24 protein-coding genes are annotated in these 25,277 nt (G+C 73.6%); 15 read left to right on the top strand and 9 right to left on the bottom strand.

Annotation, left to right across the window (positions count from 1 at the left end; genetic code table 11):
- Nucleotides 1-216: 216 nt before the first annotated feature.
- Both K0V08_RS13080 and K0V08_RS13075 read left to right on the top strand, forming a co-directional pair.
- Nucleotides 217-1,638 (top strand): sensor histidine kinase, encoded by a 1,422-nt coding sequence (locus K0V08_RS13080; RefSeq protein ID WP_079531291.1) that lies wholly within the window; start codon nucleotides 217-219, stop codon nucleotides 1,636-1,638.
- Nucleotides 1,635-2,372, top strand: a complete 738-nt coding sequence (locus K0V08_RS13075) for a response regulator (RefSeq protein ID WP_079531288.1) — start codon at nucleotides 1,635-1,637, stop codon at nucleotides 2,370-2,372. The genes K0V08_RS13080 and K0V08_RS13075 overlap by 4 nt, the downstream gene beginning before the upstream one ends.
- A gap of 22 nt (nucleotides 2,373-2,394) precedes the next feature.
- Here the strand turns inward: K0V08_RS13075 and pgtP are convergent, their stop codons facing one another.
- A complete protein-coding gene (gene pgtP / locus K0V08_RS13070) occupies nucleotides 2,395-3,816 on the bottom strand; it encodes an MFS transporter (RefSeq protein WP_079531285.1) in 1,422 nt (473 codons plus the stop codon).
- A 150-nt stretch (nucleotides 3,817-3,966) separates the two neighbouring features.
- Here pgtP and K0V08_RS13065 point away from each other — a divergent pair, with 150 nt between their 5' ends.
- Nucleotides 3,967-4,746, top strand: coding sequence for a DUF3885 domain-containing protein (locus K0V08_RS13065; RefSeq protein WP_228510786.1), 780 nt, complete (start codon nucleotides 3,967-3,969; stop codon nucleotides 4,744-4,746).
- Between the two features lie 18 nt (nucleotides 4,747-4,764).
- Here the strand turns inward: K0V08_RS13065 and K0V08_RS13060 are convergent, their stop codons facing one another.
- On the bottom strand, nucleotides 4,765-5,547 hold the full coding sequence (locus tag K0V08_RS13060; RefSeq protein ID WP_079531282.1) for an SDR family oxidoreductase: 783 nt from the start codon (nucleotides 5,545-5,547) through the stop codon (nucleotides 4,765-4,767).
- A 52-nt stretch (nucleotides 5,548-5,599) separates the two neighbouring features.
- On the opposite strand from K0V08_RS13060, the gene K0V08_RS13055 reads away from it, so the two are divergent.
- Together K0V08_RS13055 and K0V08_RS13050 are read left to right on the top strand one after the other, a co-directional pair.
- Nucleotides 5,600-6,394, top strand: a complete 795-nt coding sequence (locus K0V08_RS13055; protein ID WP_079531279.1) for an SDR family NAD(P)-dependent oxidoreductase — start codon at nucleotides 5,600-5,602, stop codon at nucleotides 6,392-6,394.
- Nucleotides 6,391-7,296 carry an SMP-30/gluconolactonase/LRE family protein gene (locus K0V08_RS13050; RefSeq protein WP_079531276.1) on the top strand — a complete coding sequence of 302 codons (906 nt, stop codon included), beginning with the start codon at nucleotides 6,391-6,393 and terminating at the stop codon, nucleotides 7,294-7,296. Before K0V08_RS13055 ends, K0V08_RS13050 begins: the two co-directional genes overlap by 4 nt.
- Here K0V08_RS13050 and K0V08_RS13045 read toward each other — a convergent pair.
- Nucleotides 7,287-7,727, bottom strand: a complete 441-nt coding sequence (locus K0V08_RS13045) for a hypothetical protein (RefSeq protein WP_079531271.1) — start codon at nucleotides 7,725-7,727, stop codon at nucleotides 7,287-7,289. The two genes, K0V08_RS13050 and K0V08_RS13045, sit on opposite strands and share 10 nt — an antisense overlap.
- Before the next feature lie 201 nt (nucleotides 7,728-7,928).
- On the opposite strand from K0V08_RS13045, the gene K0V08_RS13040 reads away from it, so the two are divergent.
- The 6 genes from K0V08_RS13040 to K0V08_RS13015 all read left to right on the top strand — a co-directional run bounded on the left by K0V08_RS13040 (nucleotide 7,929) and on the right by K0V08_RS13015 (nucleotide 13,294).
- Nucleotides 7,929-8,810, top strand: a complete 882-nt coding sequence (locus tag K0V08_RS13040; RefSeq protein WP_011931617.1) for an ABC transporter ATP-binding protein — start codon at nucleotides 7,929-7,931, stop codon at nucleotides 8,808-8,810.
- The gene (locus K0V08_RS13035) at nucleotides 8,807-9,940 is read left to right on the top strand and encodes an ABC transporter permease (protein WP_011931616.1); all 1,134 of its coding nucleotides are present in this window, start codon (nucleotides 8,807-8,809) and stop codon (nucleotides 9,938-9,940) included. Before K0V08_RS13040 ends, K0V08_RS13035 begins: the two co-directional genes overlap by 4 nt.
- Nucleotides 9,937-10,404, top strand: coding sequence for a hypothetical protein (locus K0V08_RS13030; protein ID WP_011931615.1), 468 nt, complete (start codon nucleotides 9,937-9,939; stop codon nucleotides 10,402-10,404). The genes K0V08_RS13035 and K0V08_RS13030 overlap by 4 nt, the downstream gene beginning before the upstream one ends.
- A 96-nt stretch (nucleotides 10,405-10,500) precedes the next feature.
- On the top strand, nucleotides 10,501-11,538 hold the full coding sequence (locus K0V08_RS13025; RefSeq protein ID WP_158218993.1) for a type IV toxin-antitoxin system AbiEi family antitoxin: 1,038 nt from the start codon (nucleotides 10,501-10,503) through the stop codon (nucleotides 11,536-11,538).
- A gap of 256 nt (nucleotides 11,539-11,794) precedes the next feature.
- Entirely contained in the window at nucleotides 11,795-12,631 is an 837-nt protein-coding gene (locus K0V08_RS13020) for a DUF805 domain-containing protein (RefSeq protein ID WP_228510788.1), read from the top strand.
- Nucleotides 12,632-12,721: 90 nt separating this feature from the next.
- Nucleotides 12,722-13,294: a septum formation family protein gene (locus tag K0V08_RS13015; RefSeq protein WP_079531266.1), complete on the top strand. Its 573-nt coding sequence runs from the start codon at nucleotides 12,722-12,724 to the stop codon at nucleotides 13,292-13,294.
- Nucleotides 13,295-13,329: 35 nt separating this feature from the next.
- On the opposite strand, the gene K0V08_RS13010 is transcribed toward K0V08_RS13015, so the two are convergent.
- The 3 genes from K0V08_RS13010 to K0V08_RS13000 all read right to left on the bottom strand — a co-directional run bounded on the left by K0V08_RS13010 (nucleotide 13,330) and on the right by K0V08_RS13000 (nucleotide 15,887).
- Nucleotides 13,330-14,316 carry an Asp23/Gls24 family envelope stress response protein gene (locus K0V08_RS13010; protein WP_079531263.1) on the bottom strand — a complete coding sequence of 329 codons (987 nt, stop codon included), beginning with the start codon at nucleotides 14,314-14,316 and terminating at the stop codon, nucleotides 13,330-13,332.
- Nucleotides 14,317-14,410: 94 nt separating this feature from the next.
- Nucleotides 14,411-15,229 carry an aquaporin Z gene (gene aqpZ / locus K0V08_RS13005; protein WP_079531260.1) on the bottom strand — a complete coding sequence of 273 codons (819 nt, stop codon included), beginning with the start codon at nucleotides 15,227-15,229 and terminating at the stop codon, nucleotides 14,411-14,413.
- Between the two features lie 211 nt (nucleotides 15,230-15,440).
- On the bottom strand, nucleotides 15,441-15,887 hold the full coding sequence (locus K0V08_RS13000; RefSeq protein ID WP_011931608.1) for an Asp23/Gls24 family envelope stress response protein: 447 nt from the start codon (nucleotides 15,885-15,887) through the stop codon (nucleotides 15,441-15,443).
- A 318-nt stretch (nucleotides 15,888-16,205) separates the two neighbouring features.
- Between K0V08_RS13000 and K0V08_RS12995 the strand changes: the two genes are divergently transcribed.
- The 4 genes from K0V08_RS12995 to K0V08_RS12980 all read left to right on the top strand — a co-directional run bounded on the left by K0V08_RS12995 (nucleotide 16,206) and on the right by K0V08_RS12980 (nucleotide 20,002).
- Nucleotides 16,206-17,474, top strand: coding sequence for an NAD(P)/FAD-dependent oxidoreductase (locus K0V08_RS12995; RefSeq protein WP_079531258.1), 1,269 nt, complete (start codon nucleotides 16,206-16,208; stop codon nucleotides 17,472-17,474).
- A gap of 73 nt (nucleotides 17,475-17,547) precedes the next feature.
- On the top strand, nucleotides 17,548-18,204 hold the full coding sequence (locus K0V08_RS12990; RefSeq protein WP_079531255.1) for an NUDIX domain-containing protein: 657 nt from the start codon (nucleotides 17,548-17,550) through the stop codon (nucleotides 18,202-18,204).
- A gap of 55 nt (nucleotides 18,205-18,259) precedes the next feature.
- The gene (locus tag K0V08_RS12985; RefSeq protein ID WP_079531252.1) at nucleotides 18,260-19,351 is read left to right on the top strand and encodes a threonine aldolase family protein; all 1,092 of its coding nucleotides are present in this window, start codon (nucleotides 18,260-18,262) and stop codon (nucleotides 19,349-19,351) included.
- 147 nt (nucleotides 19,352-19,498) lie between these two features.
- Nucleotides 19,499-20,002, top strand: coding sequence for a helix-turn-helix domain-containing protein (locus tag K0V08_RS12980; RefSeq protein ID WP_079533612.1), 504 nt, complete (start codon nucleotides 19,499-19,501; stop codon nucleotides 20,000-20,002).
- 216 nt (nucleotides 20,003-20,218) lie between these two features.
- On the opposite strand, the gene K0V08_RS12975 is transcribed toward K0V08_RS12980, so the two are convergent.
- From K0V08_RS12975 to phnF, 3 genes are all read right to left on the bottom strand, one after another.
- A complete protein-coding gene (locus K0V08_RS12975) occupies nucleotides 20,219-22,951 on the bottom strand; it encodes a phosphoenolpyruvate carboxylase (protein WP_079531249.1) in 2,733 nt (910 codons plus the stop codon).
- Nucleotides 22,952-23,055: 104 nt separating this feature from the next.
- Complete coding sequence (locus K0V08_RS12970; RefSeq protein WP_227324960.1) at nucleotides 23,056-24,330, bottom strand: MFS transporter; 1,275 nt, start codon at nucleotides 24,328-24,330, stop codon at nucleotides 23,056-23,058.
- A 42-nt stretch (nucleotides 24,331-24,372) separates the two neighbouring features.
- Nucleotides 24,373-25,110 (bottom strand): phosphonate metabolism transcriptional regulator PhnF, encoded by a 738-nt coding sequence (gene phnF, locus K0V08_RS12965; RefSeq protein WP_011931601.1) that lies wholly within the window; start codon nucleotides 25,108-25,110, stop codon nucleotides 24,373-24,375.
- Nucleotides 25,111-25,277 lie beyond the last annotated feature (167 nt).

Here is a 25,277-nt window from a genome sequence, read left to right as displayed (position 1 = left end):
GAGGTCGGGCGCCTCTCGTGCGGGCGGACGGCGTGCACGGAGGAGGATCCGCGGCGGTGCGGGAGAGACGGCCGGGCGGATGCGCCCGTGCCGCCAGTCTGGCACCGGTTGACCCGTGCGGCCTATCCCGGTGTCCGGCCACAGCCTCCCGTCATCGGCGGGCGTTCCGTCATCCGGCGGATGCGGCGCGCCGGGCCGCGTCGATACCGTGGGCGGATGAGCGCCGCATCCGCCCCCGACAGCGTCGACCGCTTCTGGGTGCGCCCGCGTCCCGACCGCGCGGGGCTGCGCTTCGACGTGCTCCTCGCGCTCGTCATGCTCGTGCTCACGACGGGGAGCTGCATCCTCTACTACGCGATCGGCATGTATCCGACGCGCCCGCCGCTGTGGGTCATCGCGGCGTGGATCCTGCTCATGACCGCCCCGCTGGCCCTCCGCCGCCTGCAGCCGGAGGCCGTGACGCTCGTGATCGGCGCCACCTTCATCGTCGGCGCGTACCAGTTCGTGCCGGAGGTGCTGTTCTCGAACATCGCCATGTTCATCGCCATGTACTCGCTCGGCGCCTGGGGGCGGAACCGCCTGCGGGCGAACGTCGTGCGCGGGATCGTCGTGGTCGGCATGTTCGCGTGGCTGTTCAGCGCTCTGCTGCAGGCCTCGGGGTACTTCTCGCTCGCGGGCTCGACCTTCGAGCGGGCCCCGGACGACGCGTGGGTCCCCGCCCCCGTCGCCGCCGGCCTCATCTCCATCATCACCAACCTCCTCTACTTCGGCGGCGCCTGGTACTTCGGCGACCGCGCGTGGGCGTCGGCGCGCGACCGCTGCGCCCTCGAGACGCGCACGGCCGAGCTCGCGACGGAGCGGGAGCGGGTCGCGGAGCAGGCCGTCACGCTCGAGCGGGTGCGCATCGCGCGGGAGCTCCACGACGTCGTCGCGCACCACGTCTCCGTCATGGGCGTGCACGCGGGCGCGGCGCGGCGGGTCCTCGCACGCGACGCCGACAAGGCCGCGGCCTCGCTCGGCATCGTGGAGGACAACGCGCGCAGCGCCATCGAGGAGCTGCACCGCATGCTCGTCGCGCTCCGCCAGGACGAGGACGACGTGGCATCCGACGGGCGCGCCGACGCCGACCCCACCCGCACGGCGTCGACCCGCGGCGTCGACCAGCTGTCGGAGCTCGTGGCGGACGCGTGCGGCGCGGGCCTGCAGGTCGCGTTCGACGTGATCGGGACGCCGCGGCCGCTGACGCCCACGGTCGACCTCATCGTCTACCGTGTCGCGCAGGAGTCGCTCACGAACGTGCGGAAGCACGCGGGGACGGGTGCTCGCGTCGACCTCCGGCTGCGCTACCTCGCCGACCGCGTCGAGGTGGAGGTGAGCGACGGCGGACCGGCGGGTGCTGCGGCGGCCGCGGCCCAGGGATCCGTGCGGAACGGGCCGGGCGGCCTCGGCCAGCGCGGCATGCGGGAGCGCGTGGCGGCGGTCGGCGGATCCATCGAGATCGGTCCGAAGGCGCGCGGCGGCTACCTCGTGCGGGCCTCGGTGCCCACGGGGCGTGCGCCGGTCGTGCCGCCCGTGCCGATGCCCGTGCCGCTCGACGCGTCGATCCCCGCCCCGACCCCCGAGGAGACCCGCGCATGAGCACCGAGCCGACCGCCCCGACCGCACCCGCACCCGCCGCGCCCGCGTCCGTCCGCGTCCTCCTCGTCGACGACCAGGCGCTCGTGCGCGCCGGCATCCGCGTGATCCTCGAGAGCGAGGACGGCATCGAGGTGGTCGGCGAGGCCGCCGACGGCGAGGAGGGCGTGCGCCTGGCCGCGGCGCTCGCGCCCGACGTGATCTGCATGGACGTGCAGATGCCGCGCGTCGACGGGCTCGAGGCCACGCGCCGCATCGTGGCGGACCCCGCGATCACGGCCGGTGTCCTCATGCTCACGACCTTCGACCGCGAGGACTACCTCTTCACCGCGCTCGACGCGGGCGCGAGCGGCTTCGTGCTGAAGAGCGCGTCGCCGGAGTCGCTCGTGGAGGCCGTGCACGTGATCGCGCGCGGCGACGCGCTGCTCTCGCCGGACGTCACGCGCCGGGTCATCGAGCGCTTCGGCCGCGGATCCGCCGACGCCGCCTCCACCGCGCCGATCCCCACGATCCCGACCGACCCGCGCGTCGCCACCCTCACCGACCGCGAGCTCGAGGTGCTGCGCCTCCTCGCCGAGGGGCTCGCCAACGCCGAGATCGCGGAGCGCCTCTACCTCGGCGAGGCCACCGTGAAGACGCACGTCTCGCGCCTCCTGCTGAAGCTCGGCGTGCGCGACCGCGTGCAGGCCGTGGTGTTCGCGTACGAGCGCGGGATCGTGGTGCCGGGCGCGAGCTGACGCGCGCCCGGCACACCCCGGGTCAGCGGGCCGCGATGTCCCCGCGCTCCTCGCGCCGGCGCCGCAGCGCCGATTCGTCCTTGCCGACGATCGCGAGCAGTACGATCGCGAGCGCCACGCACACGAGGATCAGCACGAAGGTCACGTCCCAGCCGAACGCGTGCACCGAGGCGCCGATGCCCGTCGATGCGAGCGTCGCGCCGAGCACGTAGCCGAACAGGCCCGTGAAGCCGGCCGCGGTGCCCGCGACCTTGCGGGGGCTGAGGTCGAGCGCCTGGAGCCCGATGAGCATGACCGGGCCGTAGATCAGGCCGCCGATGAGCACGAGCGCCGCGAGCGACACCCACAGCGGGCCGTCGGCCGGCGAGAGCCAGTAGATCGCGACGGCCACGCCGACCGCCGCCATGAACAGGATCCCCGTGGGCGAGCGCCGCCCGCGGAACACCTTGTCGCTGATGTACCCGCAGAGCAGCGTACCGGGGATCCCCGCGAGCTCGAACAGCGAGAACCCGGCGATGCCCTCGCCGAGGCTCGCGCCGCGGACGTCCGCGAGGTAGATGGGCGCCCACACGAGCACGCCGTAGCGGAGCGTGTAGACGAAGACGTTGGCGAGCGCGAGGTTCACCATGGTGCGGTTGCCGATGACGTAGCGGCGGATGGTGGTCCAGGTCGACGCGCCCTCGTCGGCTGCGTCGGTCTCGACGGGCGCGGGGTCGTTCCGGTGCTCCTCGATGGGCGGCAGGCCCTCGGACTCGGGGGTGTCGCGGAGGAGCACGAAGGCGATCAGCGCGATCACGATGCAGACGATCGCCGGGAACCAGAACGCGCTCTGCCAGGTGCCGAAGGTCGCGATGGCGAGACCCGCGAGGCCGCCCGCGCCGGCGCCGCCGACGTTGTGGGCGACGTTCCAGATGGCCGTCTTGCCGCCGCGCTCGGAGGTCGAGAACCAGTGCACGAGGGTGCGGCCGGACGGCGGCCAGCCCATCCCCTGGAAGAAGCCGTTGACGATCATGACCACCGCGAACAGCGCCACGGACGCACCGACGGCCGGGACGAACGCGACCACCAGGTTCGCGAGGGCCGACAGCAGCAGGCCGATGGGCAGGAACCAGCGCGCGCTGCTGCGGTCGCTGACGATCGCGCTGAGGAACTTGCTGAAGCCGTAGGCGAGGAGCACGCCGTTGGTGAGGATCCCGAGGCCGAGGGCGCTGAAGTCGTTCTCGTCGCGGAGGATCGTGGCCACCAGCGGCACGTTGTTGCGGATGAGGTAGTAGGCCGCGTATCCGATGAAGATGCCCATGAACACCTGCAGGCGGAGTCGCGGATAGCGGCGCGCGACGGTGGCGTCGTCGAGGCGGGGTGCGGGCGGCGGGGCCGCCATGAAGGTGAGGAGCCCGCGTCGGACGGCGGACCCGTCGGATCGCGTGCGCTGGTCGGTGGTCATGGTGGTGCCTCCTGGTCGTCGCATCGTTGCGACGAGAGACCACTCAACGCCTTCGCGAGACGATCGCCTAGGGAAGGGGGCCGGATTCGATCCCGCCGGGGCATGGGGACCGCGCGCGCCGACGGACCCCGGATTCTGCGATGCTCCCCCGTGCCCGCCGCCGATCCCGACGCCCTCCCCGTGACCATCCCCGAGCCGCGGGTCTCCGACGCCCCCGACGCGCATCCCGATGCGGCCCGGCTGCTCGACCTGTGGCGCGAGCGATGGCCCGAGCCCTACCCGCCGTACAGCGGCTGGTACCGGCCCGGCATGCGGTTCCACACGCTCCCCTGGGGGAGGCAGGAAGCTCGGCAGGCGCGCGATCGGCGCGCGGCACGCCGGCGGTACGCGAGCGTCGTCACCACCCTCGAACGACTGACGGGGGTCCGCGGCACCCTGGTCATCGAGCTGTGGCGCGGCGGCCTCAGGGAGCCGGACACCGTGCTGCCGGGCCTCGTCTCGTGGGCGGCGTTCACGGAGCCGAGCGCGTCGACGGCGGAGGACGTCGAGGACTGGACGCAGGAGTTCCGGATCCGCGTCGGCCGTCCCCCGCTGGGGGACCTCTGCGACCTCGGGCACCAGGAGGAGGGACGCTACCTCCTCGTGGCCGAGGACATGACCTGGAGCGTCTGCTGCTACGACGGCGGGATCGACGTGTCGATGCTCGACGCGGCCGTCGAGAGCGCGCTCGTGGACGCGCATGAGCGGTGGCTCCCGCCGGATTCGTGGGTCGTGGAGCACGCCTGGATGCGCGCGGCGACACGGGGGGACCTCCGCCGGAAGGCCTTGGTGGCTCGGCGGAACGACATCCGGAACGCGCGGTGGCACCGGAAGCACGACCCGGATGGGACGCTCGGGCGGGGCTACGGCGAGGACGACGACGAGGACTGAGCGCGTCAGATCACCCGGTCAGAACCCGCCGCGCTGCGACATCGGGGACAGCACCAGCTCGTCGATCCGCACGTGCGGCGGCGAGGCGAGCACGAACATCGCGGCGCGGGCCACGTCGTCGGGCGTGAGCATCGCGGCGCGCTCGGCCGCGTCGGGCACGGTCGGCCGGAGCGCGAGGAAGTCGCTGTCGATGGTGCCCGGGCAGAGGTGCGTGGCGCGGATCCCGGCGCCCGCCTCCTGCGCGTTGAGGTCGCGCACCAGGGTCCCGAGCGCGGTCTTCGAGGCGCTGTAGGCGACGCCCGCGCCCGGCGAGTGGGTCCACGCGGCGTACGAGGAGACGAGCACGACCGTGCCGCCGGATGCGCGCAGCAGCGGGAGCGCGGCCGCGACCTGGTGCGCGGGGCCGGTGAGGTTGGTCGCGACGATGCGGTCGAAGTCGGCGATCTCCTGCTCGGCCCACGAGCGCCGCGGGGCGTTGAGGCCGGCCGCGACCACGACGCCGTCGAGGCGGTCGAGGTCCGCGACGATGGCGGCGAGCGCGGCGTCGTCGGTCACGTCGAGCGGGGCGACGACCGCGGTGGATCCGAGGTCGTCGACGAGCGCGCGCGTCTCCTCGAGCGCCTCCCGGCGGCGCCCCGAGAGCACGAGGCGCCAGCCGTCGCGGGCCGCGGCCACCGCGGTGGCCCGGCCGACGCCGGATCCCGCGCCGCTGATCCACAGCGTCCGCGGGCTCGCCGATCCCTCCCCACGCGCATCGAGGTCGTGGTCGTCGTGCTGGTCGTGCGTCCGTGCTCCGGACATGGCGGTCTCCCCTACGTTGAGGGAAACGCTATTGGGACCGAGGGGAACACGCATGCTCATCGACCTCCGCGACAGGGTCGTCGTCGTCTCCGGTGCCGCCCAGGGTATCGGCCGCGCCATCGCCGAACGCTTCCTGGAGGAGGGGTGCCGGGTCTTCGGGCTCGACCTCCGCTTCCGAGACGCGCTGCCGGAGGGGATCACCGCGATCGTCGCCGACGTCACCGACCAGGCCTCCGTGCGGGCGGCGATCGCCCAGGTGGTCGAGGCGGCCGGCCGGGTCGACGTGCTCGTGAACAACGCGGGCATCAACGTGGAGGGGTCGGTCGAGACGCTCGATCCCGCGCGCTTCCAGGCCGCGTTCGACGTGAACGTGGGCGGGGTGTTCCTGCTCTCGCAGGCCGTCATCCCGGCCATGAAGGCGGCGGGGGGCGGGCGCATCATCAACGCGGCGTCGTTCGCGGCCGTCATCCCGAGCGTCGGGGCGGCTGCCTACGGCGCGTCGAAGGCCGCGGTCGTGCAGTTCACGCGCGTGCTCGCGAGCGAGCTCGGGCCGTGGGGCATCACCGTCAACGCGTACGCGCCCGGCATGATCCCCACCGCCATGAACGGCTTCGCCGAGATGCCGGAGCCCGCGCAGGACCGCCTGCTCGACACCCTCAGCATCCGCCGGTGGGAGCGGCCCGACGACGTGGCCGACCTCCTCGTGTTCCTCGCGAGCGACCGCGCCGGCTACATCACGGGCACGCTCGTCGACGTCAGCGGCGGCAAGCTCGCGACGCAGATGCCGCAGCGCGCCTACGAGGGCGAGGGCGCCCCGGAGCGCGGGCCACGGGACGGCGCGCGATGACCGTCAGGACCTGGGAGGCGCAGCCGCTCGACACCGTGCGCTCCGAGCACGCGGAGGCGCCGCTCTGGGACGAGGCGCGCGGCACGCTCCTCTGGGCCGACCAGTACGTGGGCATCGTGCGCGAGGCCACGCTGGATCCGGTCATCCTCGCGGTCGGCCCCGTCACGGAGACGCACGTGGGCGGCCCGGTCGGTGCGGTCGTCCGGCACGCGGACGGCGGGCACGTGCTCGCCGCGCGCGACGGCTTCGTCCGCCTCACGGCCGAGGGCGAGCTGATCCCGATGGTCGACGTGCTCCCGGCCGACGGCATCCGGCGCCGCATGAACGACGGCGAGGTGGATCCGCGCGGCCGGCTCTGGGCGGGATCCATGGCCTTCGACAAGACGCACGGCGCCGGCGCGCTCTACCTCCTCGACGGGGGCGCCGCGACGACCGTGCTCGAGGGCGTCACCATCTCCAACGGCACGGCGTTCTCCGCCGACGGCGCCGAGATGCTCTACATCGACACGACCACGCAGCAGGTGCGGCGCTTCCGGGTCACCGACGACGATGGCAGCGGCCGGCCGGGGCTGGCGGATCCCGAGGTGGTGGTCGAGATCGACCCCGCCGACGGCCACCCCGACGGCATGTGCCTCGACGACGCGGGGTTCCTGTGGGTCGCGCTGTGGGGCGGCAGCGAGGTGCGCCGCTACTCCCCGACCGGCGAGCATGTCGGATCCGTGCGGGTCGACGCGCCCCAGGTCTCGAGCTGCGCCTTCGTCGGCCCCGACCGCGACGTCCTCGTGATCACGACCTCGCAGGAGGGCTACACGCCCGAGGACTCGGCCCGGCATCCGCGCGCGGGGATGCTGTTCGCGGTGCGGCCGGGCGTCACCGGTCCGGCAGCGAGCGCCTACGCGTAGGCGGTGACGGTCGCGGAGTCGACGAAGCCCGTGCGGCTGTCGACGCCGGATCCGCGGCCGGCGCGGCGGGCGGCCCCTCCCGCGAGCGCGAGCGACGTGACGCCCACGACGACGCCGACGATCGCCGCGGTCGCGACCGCCCCGACGGACGAGTGCGCGAGCACCAGCCCCGCGACGAAGGCGAGGCACTGCACGATCCAGAGGGCGTGGATCCACCGGGTCCACGCACCGCGACCCCGATCGAGGAGCGCGAGCCGGCGCCGAGCCCACACGATCGCGACGACCCGCACGATCGCGGACAGCCCCAGCAGCGCGAGCCCGCCGATCGCGAGCGGCGCGGTGCCTATGCCCGTGGCGATCAGCGCGAAGAGCACGCATCCCGCCGCGGAGGCCCCGTCGGCGACGGCCTGGACGAGGGTGGGGAAGCGCATGCCCCGACCCTAGGAGGAACCGGGCCGCGGATCACCGCCGGCCGCGCCCCCATCCGCCGCGCCCGCGCCCCCATCGCGCCCCGTCGCCGCGACGCGCGCCCCCATCCCCCACCCGGTTCCCCCTCATGGCGGACTCCCCCGCGCACCCCCGCACCTAGCGTGAGCAGCACGGATCACCCACGCCCACCGAGGAGGCCCTCCGTGCTCGAAGTCCAGAACGTCACGCGATCGTTCGGGGACCGCAAGGTCCTCGACGACGTGTCCTTCACCGTGCGGCCGGGGAGGCTGACCGGCTTCGTCGGCGGCAACGGCGCCGGCAAGACCACCACCATGCGGATCATGCTCGGCGTGCTCACCGCCGACTCCGGCACCGTCTCGCTGAACGGCAGCGACCTCGGCACCTCGAGCCGCCGCACCTTCGGCTACATGCCCGAGGAGCGCGGCCTCTACCCGAAGATGAAGCTGCAGGAGCAGATCGTCTACCTCGGCCGCCTGCACGGCATGACCGCGGCCGACGCGACCGCCAGCACGGAGCGCCTGCTCGATCGGCTCAGCCTCGGCGAGCGCCGGAACGACCCCATCGAGTCGCTCTCGCTCGGCAACCAGCAGCGCGCGCAGATCGCCGCGAGCCTCGTGCACGACCCCGAGGTGCTCGTGCTCGACGAGCCGTTCTCGGGCCTCGACCCGATCGCCGTCGAGACCGTCCTCGGCGTCCTCACCGAGCGGGCCGCGCAGGGCGTGCCCGTGCTCTTCTCCTCGCACCAGCTCGACATCGTGGAGCGCCTCTGCGACGACGTGGTCGTCATCGCCGAGGGCCGGATCCGCGCATCGGGGGACCGCGAGGAGCTGCGCGAGCAGCACAGCCGCCCCCTCACGGAGCTGCAGATCGACGGCGACGGCGGCTGGGTGCGCGACGTGCCCGGCGTCGAGGTCGTCGAGTTCGACGGCGGCTACGTGCTCTTCGAGGCCGAGGAGGAGGCGCGCCAGCGCGTGCTCGCCGAGGCCGTCTCCCGCGGATCCGTCACCTCGTTCACCCGTCGCCGCCCCACCCTCAGCGAGATCTTCCAGGAGGTCGTCCAGTGAGCACCACCAGCAGCACCCGACCGGGCACGGCCCCGACGTTCGCCCAGTCCACGATGCTCGTGACGGGCCGCGAGGTGCGCATGCGCCTGCGCAGCAAGTCGTTCCTCATCAGCACGGGGATCCTGCTCGTCGGGATCCTCGCCTCCATCATCGTCAGCGGCTTCCTCACCGCGAACGGCGGCCTCGGCGGCAGCGGCGACCCCACGCGCGTGGCCGTGGTCGGCTCCGCCCAGCAGGCCGTGTCCGGCGCCGAGTCGCTCGAGGGCGTGCCCGCCGACAGCGTCGAGGACGCGCAGGCCATGGTCCGCGACGGCGACGTGGAGGCGGCGGTCGTCCCCGACACCCAGGCCGACTCCGACGGCGCCGTGCTCGTGATCGGCGACACCTCCGCACCCGACGGCGTCGTGAGCGCCCTGACCGACACCCCGCGCGTCGAGCTCCTGGAGGAGCCGACCACGAACCCCGCCATCGCCTACATCGTGGCGATCGCGTTCGGCCTCGTGTTCTTCATCTCCGCGCTGACGTTCGGGCAGATCATCGCCCAGAGCGTCGTCGAGGAGAAGCAGACCCGCGTGGTCGAGCTGCTCATGTCGACCATCCCCGTACGGGCGCTGCTCGCCGGCAAGGTGCTCGGCAACAGCATCCTGGCGTTCACGCAGATCGCGCTCATCGCCCTGATGACGGGCGTCGGCCTCCTCGTGACAGAGCAGACCGCGCTGCTCGCTGTCGTCGGACCCGCGGTGATCTGGTTCGTCGTGTTCTTCCTGTTCGGGTTCGTGCTGCTCGCGTCGCTCTTCGCGGCCGCGGCCTCGCTCGTCTCCCGCCAGGAGGACGTGGGAGCCGTCACGGCCCCGGTCACGTACCTCGTGATGATCCCGTACTTCGCGGTCATCTTCTTCAACGACAACCCCGTGGTGATGACGATCATGTCGTACGTGCCGTTCTCGGCCCCGGTCGGGATGCCGATGCGCCTGTTCCTCGGCGAGGCCCAGTGGTGGGAGCCGCTCGTCTCGCTCGCCGTGCTCATCGCGACGACCGCCGTGGTGGTGGCGCTCGGATCCCGCATCTACAGCAACTCGCTGCTCCGCACCGGATCCCGCGTGAAGCTGCGCGAGGCGCTGAGGGCATGATCGACGCGCTGCAGGACTTCACGAACGGGCTGCCGGAGGTGCTCCGCTGGTTCGGGGTCATGGTCACCGCGATGATCCCGTTCCTCGAGGTCGAGTTCGCCGCCGTGCTGGGCGTGATCAGCGGCCAGCACGTCGCGATCGCGGTGCTCGCGGCGGTGGTCGGGAACGTCGCCGTCGTGGCGCTGATCGTGCTGGTCGCCTCGCGCACGCGGAGCCGGCTCACGCGCGACAGCGCGAAGGAGGAGACGCCCCGGCGCGCGAAGATCCGCCGCACGTTCGACCGCTACGGCGTGCCGGGCGTCAGCCTCCTCGGCCCGCTCCTGGTGCCGACGCACTTCACGTCGGCCGCGATGGTCTCCTTCGGCGCCCGGCCGCGCGCGGTGCTGATCTGGGAGACGATCGCCATCGCCGTCTGGGGCGTCGCGTTCGGGGCGCTCGCGGTGCTGGGGCTCACGGTGGTGTGATCGCGCCCGGGCTGGGAAGCCCGGGCCCGACCCTCGGTCTCGGCCCGAACCGTGGCGGGTGTTCAATAATCGGCGGTGTTCATGGATGATGAACACGTGCATCCATCGAACACCTCCGTGCTCCTCCGGGACGTCATCGCGATCGAGGCGTGGCTTCAGGAGCATGCTCTGCACCTCGTCACGCCCGGCCCGCATCGGACCGCGCTCGATCTCACCAGCTTGGAGCCCCAGCGTCCCGCGGATGCCGTCCTGGAGCACGCGGACGGCACCCCAGTGGCAGAGCTGGTCGTGCTGCCCCTCCTCGAGATGACTCATTCGGCAGCTGTCCTCCACGCTCCGAGCGCAGCCACGGACGGCCGACTGCTCCTCCTCGGTCCGCACACCTCGAGCCGCGGCTCCGCCGTCCTCCGGAACGCGGGCATCCACCACATCGACGGCGCGGGCAACGCCTGGCTGCGTCTCCCCGGAGTCGTCGTCGACATCCGGGGACGCCCGTCCCCGAGGCCCGCCTCCCCTCGGGGATCCTCGCAGGCGCACCTCTTCAGCCCGAGCCGCGCCAGCGTCGTCTGCGCGTTGATCTCCTGGCCGGAGCTCGTCGAAGCTCCTGTGCGGACCATCGCCGCCTCAGCGCGCGTGTCGGTCGGGCTCGCCCAGGACACCTTGAAGATGCTCGAGGCCGACGGGCATCTGACGACGTGGCCGACACGTGGCCTGGAACGCATCCCGCAGCTCATCGACAGGTGGGCCGCCGCCTTCCCCGCGGGTCTCGGTTCGCCCGCTCGCACCCGCGGCTATCACGCCGAGAGCCTCGACGTCGAAGCAGCTGACGCGGGAGTCGTCCGCCTGAGCGGAGAGGCCACGGCCCCGGGCATCCGCGGCCTCAGCGCCGTCGTCTATACGGACGAGTCGTCGATGCGGCTCGCCATGCGGAACCGGTGGCGCACCGATCGCGAGCCCAACATCTTCGTGCGCAGCCTGTTCTGGAGGGAACCGGACGAGGCCGATGCCTCCTCGCTGATGGGTGTCGCCCCGCCCCTCGTGGTCTACGCGGATCTCCTCGCGTCCGGCGAGGGTCGTCAACGTGAAACCGCTCGAGCCATGCGGGAGGCGGACGGTGGACTTCGCGCGCGTTGATCCCGCGCGCCTCGCCGTCGTCGACGCGATCGTGACCGAAGTGCTCGGCGTGACGGGGGCGGATCCTGGCGCCATCCTCCTGATCGGGGCCGAGGCGCGCGACGTTCTTCATGCCGCCCAAGGCCACACGACGGCGCTGCGTGGCACGACCGATGTGGACATAGGCATCGCCCTGAGTGGTTGGAGCGCGTACGAGGGGGTCCGTCAGGCATTCGTTCCGGTCGGTCACACGGGCATCAGGTTCAGGATCGCGGACATGGCGGTGGACGTGGTGCCGTTCGGCGGGGTCGAGGATCCGCGGGGCCTCGCTCGCCCCCGTGGTCGGGAGGACGAAGCGATCGTCGTATTCGGGTTCGTCGAGGTGATGCGACGGGCATGGATCCTGCCCCTGCCCTCGGGCGTGGGCATCCGCGTGCCCCGGGTCGAGGGGTATGCCGCCTTGAAGATGCGGGCGTGGATCGACCGTTCCCCGGATCACGAGGAGAAGGACGCCGACGACCTCGCACTGGCTCTGCACTGGTACCTCGAGGATCCCGACGTCCTGACGCGCGCGTGGGAAGAGGGAGAGCGGCTGGACGAGGCAGACGGGGACGTCACCCTGGTGATCGCATCGCTGCTCGGATCCGATGTCGCGGCAGCCCTCTCCGACGCGACGCCGCCCGGATCCCGCACGCACCTCGAGCTGCCGCTGTACGGCGCGTCCTGGCAGGAGGCGATGCGGAGGTTCTTCCTCAAGTACGCGACGTTCCGCGGGCGCGCCAGCCGGGGCGAGTTCTGGTGGTGGATCCTCACGAGCGTCGTCGGCACGTCCGCCCTCCAGACCCTGAGCAGCGTGAACGCGGACCGCCGGGAGCCGCTCGGGGGCCTCGGGTTCCTCGACGAGCTGACCATCGTCGACTCCTGGAGCGCCGTGCTCGCCGTGCTCCAGCTGGCGGTGTCCATCCCATCTCTGGCCGTCTCGTGGCGGCGCCTGCACGACGTCGACCGCAGCGGCACGTGGACGTTCATCACCTTCATCCCGATCCTCGGGCTGATCGTCTACGTGGTCATGACCGCGGGGCGGTCGCGGCCTGGCGGCGCGCGGTTCGACTGACGCCGCGGATCCCGCGCGCGGAACTCCAGCGCGCAGGCGAGCAGCGACGCTACGGTGAGCCCGATCCGCTCCCCGAACCCGAGGACCCCCATGGCCGTCGCCGCCCGCCGCATCCTGCCCTCCGCGTTCGCGGCCGTCCTCCTCGCCGCCGCGCTCAGCGGATGCTCGCTGCAGCAGCTGGCCGACCTCGTGCCGCACGCCGAGACGCGCGACGACGACGGATCGATCACGGCCGGCGGAACCACGGACGTCTTCACGCTGCGCGCGGGCGACTGCCTCGACGACGCGGCGTCGGCCGCCGTGATCGAGCAGGACGCGGCCGATGCGCACCCCGCGAGCGACGACGACTCCGCGCACTCGCACGAGGTGGGCGACGTGAGCACGGTGCCGTGCTCCGAGCCGCACGACTTCGAGGTCTACGCGGTCCCCACGCTGACGAGTGATGACTACCCCGGGGACGACGCCGTGGACGCGCAGGCCGACGACCTGTGCGGCTCGGCCTTCGGGCCCTTCGTCGGCTTCGACTACCAGGACTCGATCTACGACTACCTGGGGCACAAGCCGACGAGCGAGAGCTGGAGCACGGGCGACCGCGTCGTGGACTGCGTCATCGGCGATCCCGCGGGGAAGACCGTCGGCTCGCTCGCGGGCATCGGGCGGTAGCGGCGTGGGGCCTTCGCGGCCCGGCCCGCCGACCGCTAGGAGCGGTCGGCAGCCTCGGCGTCGTCGCGGGGCACGGCGGCCCCGTCGACCTCGACGCGGTCGCCCTGGACCTCCACCGTGGCGGGGCCGTCTACCTCCACGCGGGTGGTGCCGTCGCCGTGCCCGTCGACGACCACGGTGACCTCGGGCGCGGATCCGGCGTGCGTCGCGTACGTGTCGAAGTCGGCCGCGTCGTCGGCGGAGTCAGCGGCGGCGCGCTCGTCGCGCTCCTCGGCCGCATCCCGGGTCTCCTCGACGTCCGCCTTCGCGGAGTCGGCGAGCACGGCGCCGGCGGCCTTCGCGCGGTCGGCGGCCTCCGCGCCGATCTCCTTCGCGGCGTCGGCGGCGCGCGATCCGGCGTCCTGCGCGCGGGCGGCGGCGTCGGCGGACGCGTCCTGGATCCGGTCGCCGGCCTCACGGGCACGGTCGGCCGCCTCGGACCCGGCGGCCTTCGCCTTCTCGAGCCCCTCGGATCCGGCCGCCTTGGTCTTCTCGAGCGCGTCGGATCCGGCGTCCTCGGCCTTCTCGAGCGCGTCGGATCCGGCGTCCTTCGCCCTCTCGAGCGCGGCGCCCGCGGGCGACTGCTCGTCGTCGAACGGGCCGTGCACGTCGGTCACGCGGATGTTCACGCGCACGGAGCCTGCCGCGATCTGCCGGGCGGCGCGGGCCACCTGCTCGCGCGTCTCGTCCACGACGTCCTGCACGGGCGTCGGGTACTCGACCACGAGGTCGATGTCGATCACGGTGTCGCCTGCCTCCTCGGAGACCGTGACGCCGGGGCCGGTGCTCGTGCCGCGGATCGCCCGGGACGCCGCGTCGAGCGCCCGCGCGGCCGCGCCGCCGAGGTGGTGGACGCCCGTGACGCCCGCCGCGGTCTCGGCCGCGGCGACGCCCACGCGGTGCGCGGTCGTCTCCCCCTCCGGGTGCGCGGCGTCGATGCCGGTCAGGTCGATGGGACGGATGGCGGGTGCGGCGTCGTTCACGGCGGTGCTCCTTCGGTGGTGCTGTGCGGTGCGGGATGGGTGCGGGTGCCCCGCCGCCGCGCCCGGCGGGGCGCGGCGGCAGGGCGGGGGCGGATCAGGCGGGGACGTCGGCGGCGCGGGTCAGCGCTCGGTGCGCGAGGCCGGCGATCGCGGCGCCGACCAGCGGCGCGACGATGAACGCCCACACCTGGCCCAGCGCGACGGGCCCGCCGTAGATCGCGGCCGCGATGGAACGGGCCGGGTTCACGGACGTGTTGCTGACCGGGATGCTGATGAGGTGGATCAGGGTGAGCGTCAGCCCGATGACGATGGGCGCCACGGCCGCGTACGCCTTCTGGCCGGTTACGGCGAGGATGACGGTCACGAAGACGGCGGTGAGGATCACCTCGACGAGCAGCACCGCGCCGAGGCCGAAGCCGCCGGGCGATGCGTCGCCGAAGCCGTTGGACGCGAAGCCCGCGTCCTGGGCCGACGCGAGGTAGCCGGCCGGGCCGTCGGCGGCGATGAGCGCGAGGGCGCTGGATCCGAGGATCCCGCCGACGAGCTGCGCGACCACGTAGCCGGGCACCTCGCGCCAGCCGATGCGGCCCGCGAACGCGAGTCCGACGCTGACGGCGGGGTTGAAGTGGCCGCCGGAGATCCCGCCGACCGCGGCGACGCCCGCCATGATCGTGAGGCCGAACGCGAGCGCGACGCCGAGGAAGCCGACGCCCGTGGCATTCCCGTCGTCGGGGAACGCGGACGCGTAGAGCGCGGTGCCGACGCCGCCGAACACGAGGAGGAACGTGCCGAACGCCTCGGCGCCCCAGCGCGCGGCGGTGGACGGGCGGTCGCCGGCGGATGCGGCCTTCCGACCGCGGCCCTGGGCCGGGGTGTCGCGGGGTGCCTTCGTGGTGGCGGTGGACTTGCTCATCGGTTCGTGTCCTCTGACTGGAGCGTGGATCGTGCGTCGATGCCCGACGGGAGCGCCGGATGGCGCTCCCGTCGGTGGGTGGGGATGCTCCGGAGGGTGCTGCGTGCGCGGTGCGGGGTGCTGCGGGTGGTGCGGTGGTGCCGACGCGCGGGACGGGACGCCCGAACGCGGCGACGGGACCGGGCGTGCCCGGTCCCGTCCGCGGGCGGTGCTACTGGACGCGGCTCTTCGAGTCGTCGTCGTCCTTGTCGTCCGACGGGATGTGCACGTCGGAGACGGTGACGTTGACCTCGGTGACGTCCATGCCGACTACCTGCGAGATCGCGTCGGTGACGGACTCGCGGATCCGGTCGGCGAGGTCCTGCAGCGCGACGGGGTACTCGGCGACGACGACGATGTCCGCGGCGACCTGCTTCTCGCCGACCTCGACGGAGATGCCCTGGCCGCGGTCCTGCTGGCCGATGACGTTGCGGATCGCGCCGACGGCACGGGCCGCGCCGTTGCCGAGGTCGTGCACGCCGGGCACCTGGCGCGCGGCGATGCCGGCGACCTTCTCGACGACGCCGTCGGCGATCGTGTTCTTGCCCGCGGCTGAGTCGGCGGGCGTGTGCTTCGCGGCGGCGCGGCTGGATGCGGTGGCGGGGGTGACGTCGGTCATGTGGTGCTCCTGTGGTGGATGGGGCGCGCTCCCGTCGGGGATCGCGGTGCCGGCTGGATGACCGGCACGTCAAGGAGACGGGCCGGGCACCCGGCTCGTCCCGCACGTCCAGCATTCCTCCAGGCGGGAGCGGCCGGGCTTCGCTGGGCGGCCACCTGGCGGCATCCGGCATGCGCTTTCCGGCCAGGGGCGAGCCCGGCCAGGGCGCGAGCCCGCCCAGGGCGCGAGCCCGCCCAGGGCACGGATCCCGTGGTGCGCGCCGCCGGGCGGCCGGACGACGGCCGGACGGATGCCGCGCACCCGGCCTAGGTTGAGCCCATGACCGATGCCCCCGGCACGACCCCGCACCACGACGTCCTCGTCATCGGCGGGGGGAACGCCGGCCTGTCGGTCGCGGGCCGGCTCCGGCGGTACGGCGTCGACGACGTGGCGGTCATCGAGCCGCGCGACACGCACTACTACCAGCCGATGTTCTCGCACGTCGCGGGCGGCACCGCGCGGGCGTCGCAGGCCACCCGGCCGCAGGGATCCGTCACGCCGAAGGGCGTCACATGGATCCGGGACCGCGTCGCCGGCATCGACCCGGTCGCGAAGACGGTGACGCTCGAGTCCGGCGCGCGCCTCTCCTACGGCGACCTCATCGTGTGCCCCGGCATCCAGAAGGACTGGGACCGGGTGCCCGGCCTCGCCGAGGCGATGGACTCGCCCGTCGGCATCTCGAACTACGAGCATCACTACGCGCGCAAGGCCTCGCAGGTGCTGCGGGACGTGCGCTCCGGCACGGTCGTCTTCACGCAGCCCGACGGCCCCGGCACCTGCTCGGGCGCGGCGCAGAAGCCCATGTACCTCGCGTGCGACCACTGGCGCACCATCGGCGTGCTCGACGACATCCGCGTGGTGCTGGTCGTGCCGACGCCCACCATGTTCGGCATGCCGCTCGTCGACGCCGAGCTCGAGCGCAAGGTCGCCGAGTACGGCATCGAGGTGCGGTACGGGCGCGAGCTCGTGGGCGTGGATCCGGTCGCCCGCACCGTGGAGATCGCCGTCGTCGACCGCGCCCGCGCGCTCCTCGGGCCCGACCACGCGGCGCAGCAGGGCCTCGCCGACGCCGATCGCGAGACGCTCCGCTACGACGTGCTGCACGCGGTGCCGCCGCAGTCGGCGCCCGACTGGCTGGCCGGCACGGGCCTCACGGCGCCGGGCGACGCGGGCGGCTTCGTCGAGGTGGATCCGCTCACCCTTCGCCACCCGCGCTTCCCCGACGTGTGGGCGCTCGGCGACGCGGCCGCCACCACCAACTCGAAGTCCGGCGGCGCGCTCCGCCAGCAGACCACGACGGTCGCGAAGAACCTCGTCGCGGCGCTCAAGGGGAAGCCGCTGCCGCAGACGTACGACGGGTACTCGGTGTGCCCGTTCGTGGTCTCGCGCTCCACCGTCGTGTTCGCCGAGTTCGACGACCGCTACCGCCCGAAGCCCACGATCCCCGGCTGGAAGGGCCTCGCGAAGGAGCGCCGCATCACGTTCCTCGCCGACCGGTACGTGCTGCCGTGGGTGTACTGGAACCTGATCCTGCAGGGGCGCGCCTGAACGACGTCGTCCGCCCCGCGGATCCGCCGTCGGACGGACGCGCCGCCGCCTCGCGCCCCGCGAGGATGGCGGCATGACGCGCCCCGGTGAGACCGTGCCCGACTCGCGGGGCCGCACCGGCCTCCACCTACGCGGGACGGACCTCGACCGGAACCCCGACGTGGTCGTAAAGCGCGTGGAGGTCACCTCCGACGGCTGGCATGTGCTCCGCCGGACGACGCTCGACCTGCGGCTGCGCGACGGATCCTGGCAGGAGCAGCAGCGCGAGACCTACGACCGGGGCGACGGCGCCACCGTGCTGCTCTATGCGGCCGGCACGCACCGGATCCTGCTCACCCGCCAGTTCCGCTACCCCGCCTACGTCAACGGCCACCCCGACGGCATGCTCGTCGAGGCGGCGGCCGGGCTCCTCGACGAGGACTCCCCGGAGGACGCGATCCGCCGCGAGGCCCGCGAGGAGCTCGGCGTCGAGATCGTCGCGCTGACGCACCTGTTCGACCTGTTCATGAGCCCCGGATCCGTGACCGAGCGCGTGCACCACTACCTCGCCGCGTACGCGCCCGCCGACGTCGTGGGCGCGGGCGGCGGCGTCGCCGAGGAGGGCGAGGACATCGAGCGGATCGAGGTGACGCTCGACGAGGCGCTCGCGATGGTCGCCGACGGCCGCATCGCCGACGGCAAGACGGTGATCCTCCTCCAGCACGTGGCGCTGCACGGGTTCCCGGCGTAGTCGCAGCGCAGGCGGACGCGCACGGGCGGCACGGCCCGTAGGCGAGGATGGACACGTGACCGCCGCCTCCCCTGTCTCCCCCCTCCGCCTCCACGACACCGCCGCCCGCGGCTTCGCCTCCGACAACTACTCCGGGATCCACCCCGAGGTGCTGGAGGCCATCGCGGCCGCGAACGGCGGGCACCAGGTCGCGTACGGCGGCGACGCCTACACGGCCCGGCTCCAGGAGGTCGTGGGCGAGCACTTCGGCCGCGGCGCCGAGGCGTTCCCCGTCTTCAACGGCACGGGCGCCAACGTCACCGGCCTCCTCTCGATGCTGCCGCGCTGGGGCGCGGTGGTCTGCGCGACCACCGCGCACATCAACACCGACGAGGGCGGCGCCCCCGAGCGCGTCGCCGGCATCAAGCTGCTCCAGGTGCCCACCGACGACGGCAAGCTCACGCCCGAGCTCATCGACCGCGAGGCGTGGGGCTGGGGCGACGAGCACCGCGCGCAGCCGCTCGCCGTGAGCATCACGCAGACCACCGAGCTCGGCACCGTCTACACGCCGGCCGAGGTGCGGGCGATCGCCGACCACGCGCACGAGCGCGGCATGCGCCTGCACATGGACGGCGCGCGCCTCTCCAACGCGGCGGCCACGCTCGACGCCCCGTTCCGCGCCTTCACCTCGGATGCCGGCGTCGACGTCGTCAGCTTTGGCGGCACCAAGAACGGCCTGCTCTACGGCGAGGCGATCGTGGTGCTCGACCCGGAGGCGTCGGAGGGCCTCACCTACCTCCGCAAGCTCAACATGCAGCTCGCCTCGAAGATGCGGTTCGTGAGCGCGCAGCTGCTGGCGCTGCTCGGATCCGAGGTCGACGGCGTGCCGCTCTACCTCCGCTCCGCGCGCCACGCGAACGGGATGGCCGCGCGCCTCCGCTCCGCGCTCGACGGCGTGGACGGCGTCGAGTTCACGCAGGAGACGCAGGCGAACGGCCTCTTCGCGATCCTCCCCGAGGGCGTCGCCGACCGCCTCCGCGGCGAGTTCCGCTTCTACGACTGGGACCCGGCCCGCCGCGAGGTGCGCTGGATGTGCTCCTTCGACACCACCGAGGACGACATCGACCGGTTCGCGGCGGCGATCCGCCGGGAGGTCGGGGCGGGGTAGCGCGGCGCCGTCTTCGGTGAGCAGCAGGAGCCGATGGCCCGGATCCCTCGGCTCGGCCTGCCCGGGAGCACCCTGTCGGGTGGATGTCGGGCCGTAGTCGGGTCGATGTCGTGGCCGGCGCGGTGGCCCGTGCGTAGCGTGGGCACCATGAACGAGACACGGATCGTCGACCTCCGCACGCAGCGCGGCTGGACCCAGGAGCGACTCGCCGAGGCCAGCGGCATCACCGTCCGCACCGTGCAACGCCTGGAAGCCGGCAACGACGCCAGCCTCGACACGCTCACCCGCGTGGCCAAGGCGCTCGAGGTCCAGGTGCGCGACCTCTTCACCACCGTCGACGAGAGCGGCTACGGACGCGCCGTCACCGCCCTCGACCCCCGCGCCGCACGGCAGCAGGAACGCCGCGACACGATCACCGACGGGCTCGAAGCCCTCTACTACGGCGTCGGCGCGTTGCTCACGATCGGCGTGATCGTCGGCATCAAGACGGACGCGTTCGCGAATCACGCGATCTATCTCATCCCCGCCTACTGGATCGCCGGATGGCTGCTGTCGCTGTTCCTGTTCCTCGTGGTCCTCAGTCCGCGCCTGGACCGGCGGTTCCCGCTCTCGCGCGACCGCAGGGAGCCGACGCCCGACGGTCGGACCTGATCCGCACACGTCGGAGCCTGCTGCGCCGACGCGTCCCGACCCGCAATGCCTCCCCGGGCGGGCGGACGGACGGACGGACGCGCGATGACAGCGCGCTCGGCGGGGAGAGCGCCCACAGCAGGCTCCCATGGGCTCGGAGCCGAGACGCCCTCGAGGGCGCGGGGCCGGCCCTCGTCGCAGGGGGAGCGAGCGCGGCGGCCCGCACCCGCACCCGGATCACCCCGTGTTCTGCAGCCCCGCCGCGATGCCGTTGACCGTGAGGAGCAGGAGCCGGTGGTCCGGATCCGTCGGGTCGGCCTGGCCGGGAGCGCCCTGGCCCGCCGCATCGGAGGCCGACGTGCGCAGCGCCCGGAGGGCCCGCAGCTGCAGCAGCGAGAGCGCGTCGACGTACGGGCTGCGCAGGCGCACCGCCCGGCGCAGCACCGGTCGGCCCTCGAGGATCTCGCCGCGACCCGTCGCCTTGCGCACCCACTCGCGCGTGCGCTCCATCTCCTCGGTCACGAGCGCCGCGAGGTCGGGCCGGTCGCCGAGCGCGAGGTAGCGCTCCGCGAGGCGGCCGTCGGTCTTGGCGAGCGACATCTCGACGTTGTCGATCATCGAGGTGAACAGCGGCCACTCCTCGTAGGCCTTCCGGAGCACCGCCTCGTCGCCGACGGCGGCCAGCGCGGATCCCAGGCCGAACCAGCCGGTGAGGTTGATGCGCGCCTGCGTCCACGCGAACACCCACGGGATCGCCCGCAGGTCCTCGAGCGACTCGACGGACAGGCCGCGGCGGGCGGGCCGCGAACCGAGCGCGAGCAGCCCGATCTCCTCCATGGGCGTGACCTGCGCGAACCACGGCGCGAAGCCGGGCGCCTTCACGAGCTCGAAGAAGCGGGCGCGCGAGGCCTCGTCCATCGTGCGGACCATCTCGGCGGACCCCTCGGCGGCCACCGCGTTGCGCTCCTCGTTCGAGGGCGCGGAGGCCAGCAGGGTCGCGGCGGCCATCTGCTCGATGTGGCGGGCGGCGATGCGCTTGTCGCCGTAGTGGGCGAAGATCACCTCGCCCTGCTCGGTGAGCTTGAAGCGGCCGTCGACGGATCCCGGCGGCTGGGCCCGCACGGCGCGGTCGGCCGGGCCGCCACCCCGGCCGAGGGCGCCGCCGCGGCCGTGGAAGAGCGTGAGCTCGATGTCGTTCTCGCGCGCCCACGCGGCGATGCGCGCCTGCGCGTCGAACAGCGCGAACGTCGCGGAGACGGGCCCGACGTCCTTCGACGAGTCGGAGTACCCGAGCATGACCTCGAGCTTCCGGCCCGTCTGCGCGAGGCGCGCCGCCACCTGGGGCAGGCGGATCATGCCGTCGAGGATCTCCGTGCTCGCGTTCAGGTCAGCGAACGTCTCGAACAGCGGGATGACGTCGAGGACGGGCGCGGCCTCCGCCGAGCCGAGGGCGAGCGCGGCCAGCTCGTGCACCGTGCGGATGTCGTCGGCCGACTGCGTGAACGAGACGATGAAGCGCGAGAACGGCGCGACGCCGTGCCGCTCCTGGAGGCGCGCGAGCGTGCGGAACACGTCGAGCACCTCGACCGTCATGGGCGCGAGCTCGGGCGCCTGGTCGCCGGACGCGTCCGCCGCGGCGACGGCGAGGACCTCGCGGAGCGCCTCGCGGTGCACCTGCGAGTGCTGGCGCACCTCCATCTCGGCGAGGTGGAACCCGAAGGTCTCCGCCTGCCAGACGAGGCCCTGCAGCTCGCCGCCCGCGATGCGGTGCGCGCCCGCGCTGCGGAGCGACGCCTGCAGCACGCGCAGGTCGGCGAGCAGCTCGGCGGCGGACGGGTAGGCGATGGGGTCGTCGTGGCGCTCGCGCGTGGCGGAGAGGCGGCCGGCGATCACGAGGAGCACGCGGCGGTGCAGCTCGGCCGGGGCGCGCGTGCCGATGCGGGCGGTGAGGTGCGGCGCGAGCGCGTCCTGCGCGGCGGCAAGCTCCCGCAGCTCGGCGCTCGGCGGGGTGTCGGCGTCGCCGAGCGTGAGCGAACGGCCGACGCGGAGGGCGACGCGCTCCAGCCCGAGGAGGATGTGCTCGCTGGCGATGCCCGCGGCCTCCTCGGTGACGGCGGCCGTGACGTAGGGGTTGCCGTCGCGATCCGCCGCGATCCAGTTGCCGAGCCGGAAGAACGCGGGCGCGACCGCGTCGCGCACGCCCGCCTCGTCGCCCAGGAGCCAGTCGTCGAGCAGGCGGTAGACGCGCGGCACGACCTCGAACAGGGTCTGGTCGAAGACGCCCATGGCCGTGCGGACCTCGTCGAGCGGGGTGGGACGCGTGGTGCGCAGCGGCGAGGTGCGCCACAGGCCGTCGATCTCCTCGAGCAGCCGGCGGTCGACGTCCTGGCCCGTGAGCGTGCCGGCCATGGCGCCGTCGCGCTCGGTGAGCAGGTCGCCGATGCGGCGGATCCCCGTGGCCACCGCCCGCCGACGCGCCTCGGTGGGGTGCGCCGTGAGCACCGGGTGGAAGCGCATCTCGCCGAGGCGGCGCATGGCCTCCTCGCGGCCGAGCTCCTCGGTGAGCTTGCCGACCGCGTCCGGGATGGAGTCGGGCACGAAGCCCGCCGCGGCCTCGCGCTCGCGGAGCACGCGCACGCGGTGGTGCTCCTCGGCGAGGTTCGCGAGGTGGAAGTAGCAGGTGAACGCGCGGGCGACCTGCTCCGCGCGCTCGGGCGTGAACGTCGCGACGAGCCGCTCGGCGTCGTCGATGGAGGCGTCGCGCGCGCTCTCGTACGCGTCGATGACCAGCTCGCGCAGGCGCTCCACGTCGCGCAGCAGGTCATCCCCGCCGGACTCGCGGAGCACCTGGCCGAGGAGGCCGCCGAGGTGGCTGACGTCGGAGCGGAGCGCCGGCTCGACGGCGTCGCGCGTGCCGTCGCGGGTGGAGTCGTGCTCGAGGGGAAGCGGCTTCTTCGGGGGAGTCGTCACGGTGTCGAGGATACGGACAGCGCGCGGCAGATCCTGCGCATGACGTCCGAGGACGGACGCCCCGACCGCGGATCCGGCTGTGGAGGGTGGGCGGGGCGACCGGATCAGCTCGCGGCGGGCGCCGCCGCGCGCTCGTCCCGCGGCATGCGCAGCAGCGCGTACGCGGATGCGGCGAGCAGCAGCACGGCGCCCGTCGCGAAGGCGACCGGGTACGAGAACGCGTCCGCGAGGAAGCCGGCGACGAGCGGGCCGACGATGGCCCCGAGGTCCGACACCATCGAGAACACCGCGACGGGCCGGCCGCTGCGGGCGCCGGCGGCGTCGCCGACCGCGGCCGCCGGGGCGGTGCCCATGAACGAGGCCGCCGCGCCGTACACGCAGAGCAGCACGGTGAGCACGACCATGTCGGGCGCGAACGGGATCGCGATCATCAGCAGCCCGGCGACCCCGTACGCGCCGACGATCGCGGGCCGGCGACCGACCGTGTCCACGAACCGCGCGGCCGGCGCGAGCGCGAGCGCCTGCACCACGGCGGCGCACGCGAACGCGATGCCGGCGGCCGAGGGATCCGCGCCGATCACGGCCACGACGAGCAGCGGGATCAGCGCGCTGCGCACGCCCATCGACGCCCACCCGTTGCCGAGGTTCGCGAGCAGCGCCGCCCGGTAGCGGGGGTCGCGCAGCACGCGGCCGAACGGGATCACGACCTCGTCGGCGCCGGTCGCGGCGACGTCGCGCGTGCGCGGCCGGAGCAGCAGCAGCCCGATGACGCTGGCGACCGCGAGCGTGGCCGCGTAGAAGAAGAAGGGAGCGGTCAGGGAGATGGTCGCGAGCACGGCGCCGAGCGCGGGCCCCGCCATGCCGCCGATGAGGAAGCCGCCCTGGTAGAAGCCGATCGCGCGGGCGCGGCGGGTCGGATCCGTGGAGCCGAGCAGCAGCGTCATCGCGGCCACCGAGAACATCGCCGACCCGATGCCGCCCGCCCCGCGGAGGAGCAGGAGCTGCACGTAGTCCTGCGCGAGACCGGCGAGGCCCGAGGAGACGGCGACGATCCCGATGCCGACCGCGAGCACCGTGCGCTCCCCGCTCCAGTCGATGAGGCGCGCGACGAACGGGCTCATCACGAACCGCATGAGCGCGAACGCGGAGATCACCGCGCCGACCTCGAAGCTGCCGACCCCGAAGCTCTCGGCGTAGACGGGCAGCACGGGCACGACCACGCCGAAGCCGACCATCACGAAGAACGCGATGACGCCGAGGACGAGCACGTCGCGGGGCAGCTTCGCGCGGGGCGCCTTCGCGGGGCCGCGGGTGTCGGGCATCGATCCGTCGCCGGGCTCGGGGGTGCGTGCGGATCCCGCACGTCGGAAGGACCGCATGCGTTCAGCGTACGTCCGCGGCGGCGGCGGTCAGCCCGCCGCCTAGGCCCTGCTGTGCTCCACGTCGAGCTCGACGCGGTCGGCCGCGAAGCGCGTGACGTTGATGAGCAGCGGCGTGCCGTCGGGCAGCGTGTTGAGGGCGCGGACCACGAGCACGACCGCGCCCGACGACAGCTGCAGCTCCGCGGACTCGGCCGCCGTCGCGAGGCGGCCGGTGACGGTGGTGGCGGAGCGCAGGTAGTCGTCGACGCCGACCGCGCGGAGGGCGTTCGTCATCGACCCGTCGGGTCCGTAGCGGTCGACGATGCCGGGCACGAGCTCCTCCACGAGCCACGACGTGCCGCGCACCACGGGCCGGCCGTCGACGAGCCGCAGCGTCTCGAGGCGGAGGGCGGGGCGACCGGCGAGGGCGAGGCGCTCGGCGACGTCGGCGGGCGGATCCTCGACGGCCCACTCGAGCAGCTCGCCCGTGGACGCGGATCCGCGGCCGGCGAGACTGTCGCTGAGCCGCGTGCGCAGGCCGATGCGGTGGACGATGACGTCGTGCGCGGTCACGAACGTGCCGCTGCCGCGCCGCGAGACGACGAGCCCGTCCGTCGCGAGCGCCGCCACGGCCTGCCGCACGGTGTGGCGGTGGACCTGGAAGCGCTCGGCGAGCTCGCTCTCCGACGAGAGCTTCGCCCCGGCGGGCACGGTGCCCTGCAGGATCTCGGCGCGCAGCTCCTCCGCGATGAGCCGCCAGGCGGAGTACCCGCTCGTGGATCTGCTCTGCGTCGCCATGTCCCGTCGACCCTATCGGGCGGTCGCGGCGCCGGATCCGGTCGCCGTCGCGGATCCGCGGGCCGCCGCCTGCCCGGTCGCCGCCCGCGTTCCCCACCTGTTCACCTGCTCGCGTCCGACTCGTCGCGTGCGGGCGGGTTCCCGCGTCCCCTCGGCCACTACGTTCG

It is taken from the genome of Clavibacter michiganensis, from assembly GCF_021216655.1.
Classification (GTDB): domain Bacteria; phylum Actinomycetota; class Actinomycetes; order Actinomycetales; family Microbacteriaceae; genus Clavibacter; species Clavibacter michiganensis.
The sequence above is the reverse complement of the archived record's forward strand: the minus strand, read 5'-3'. Positions and strand labels throughout refer to the sequence as shown.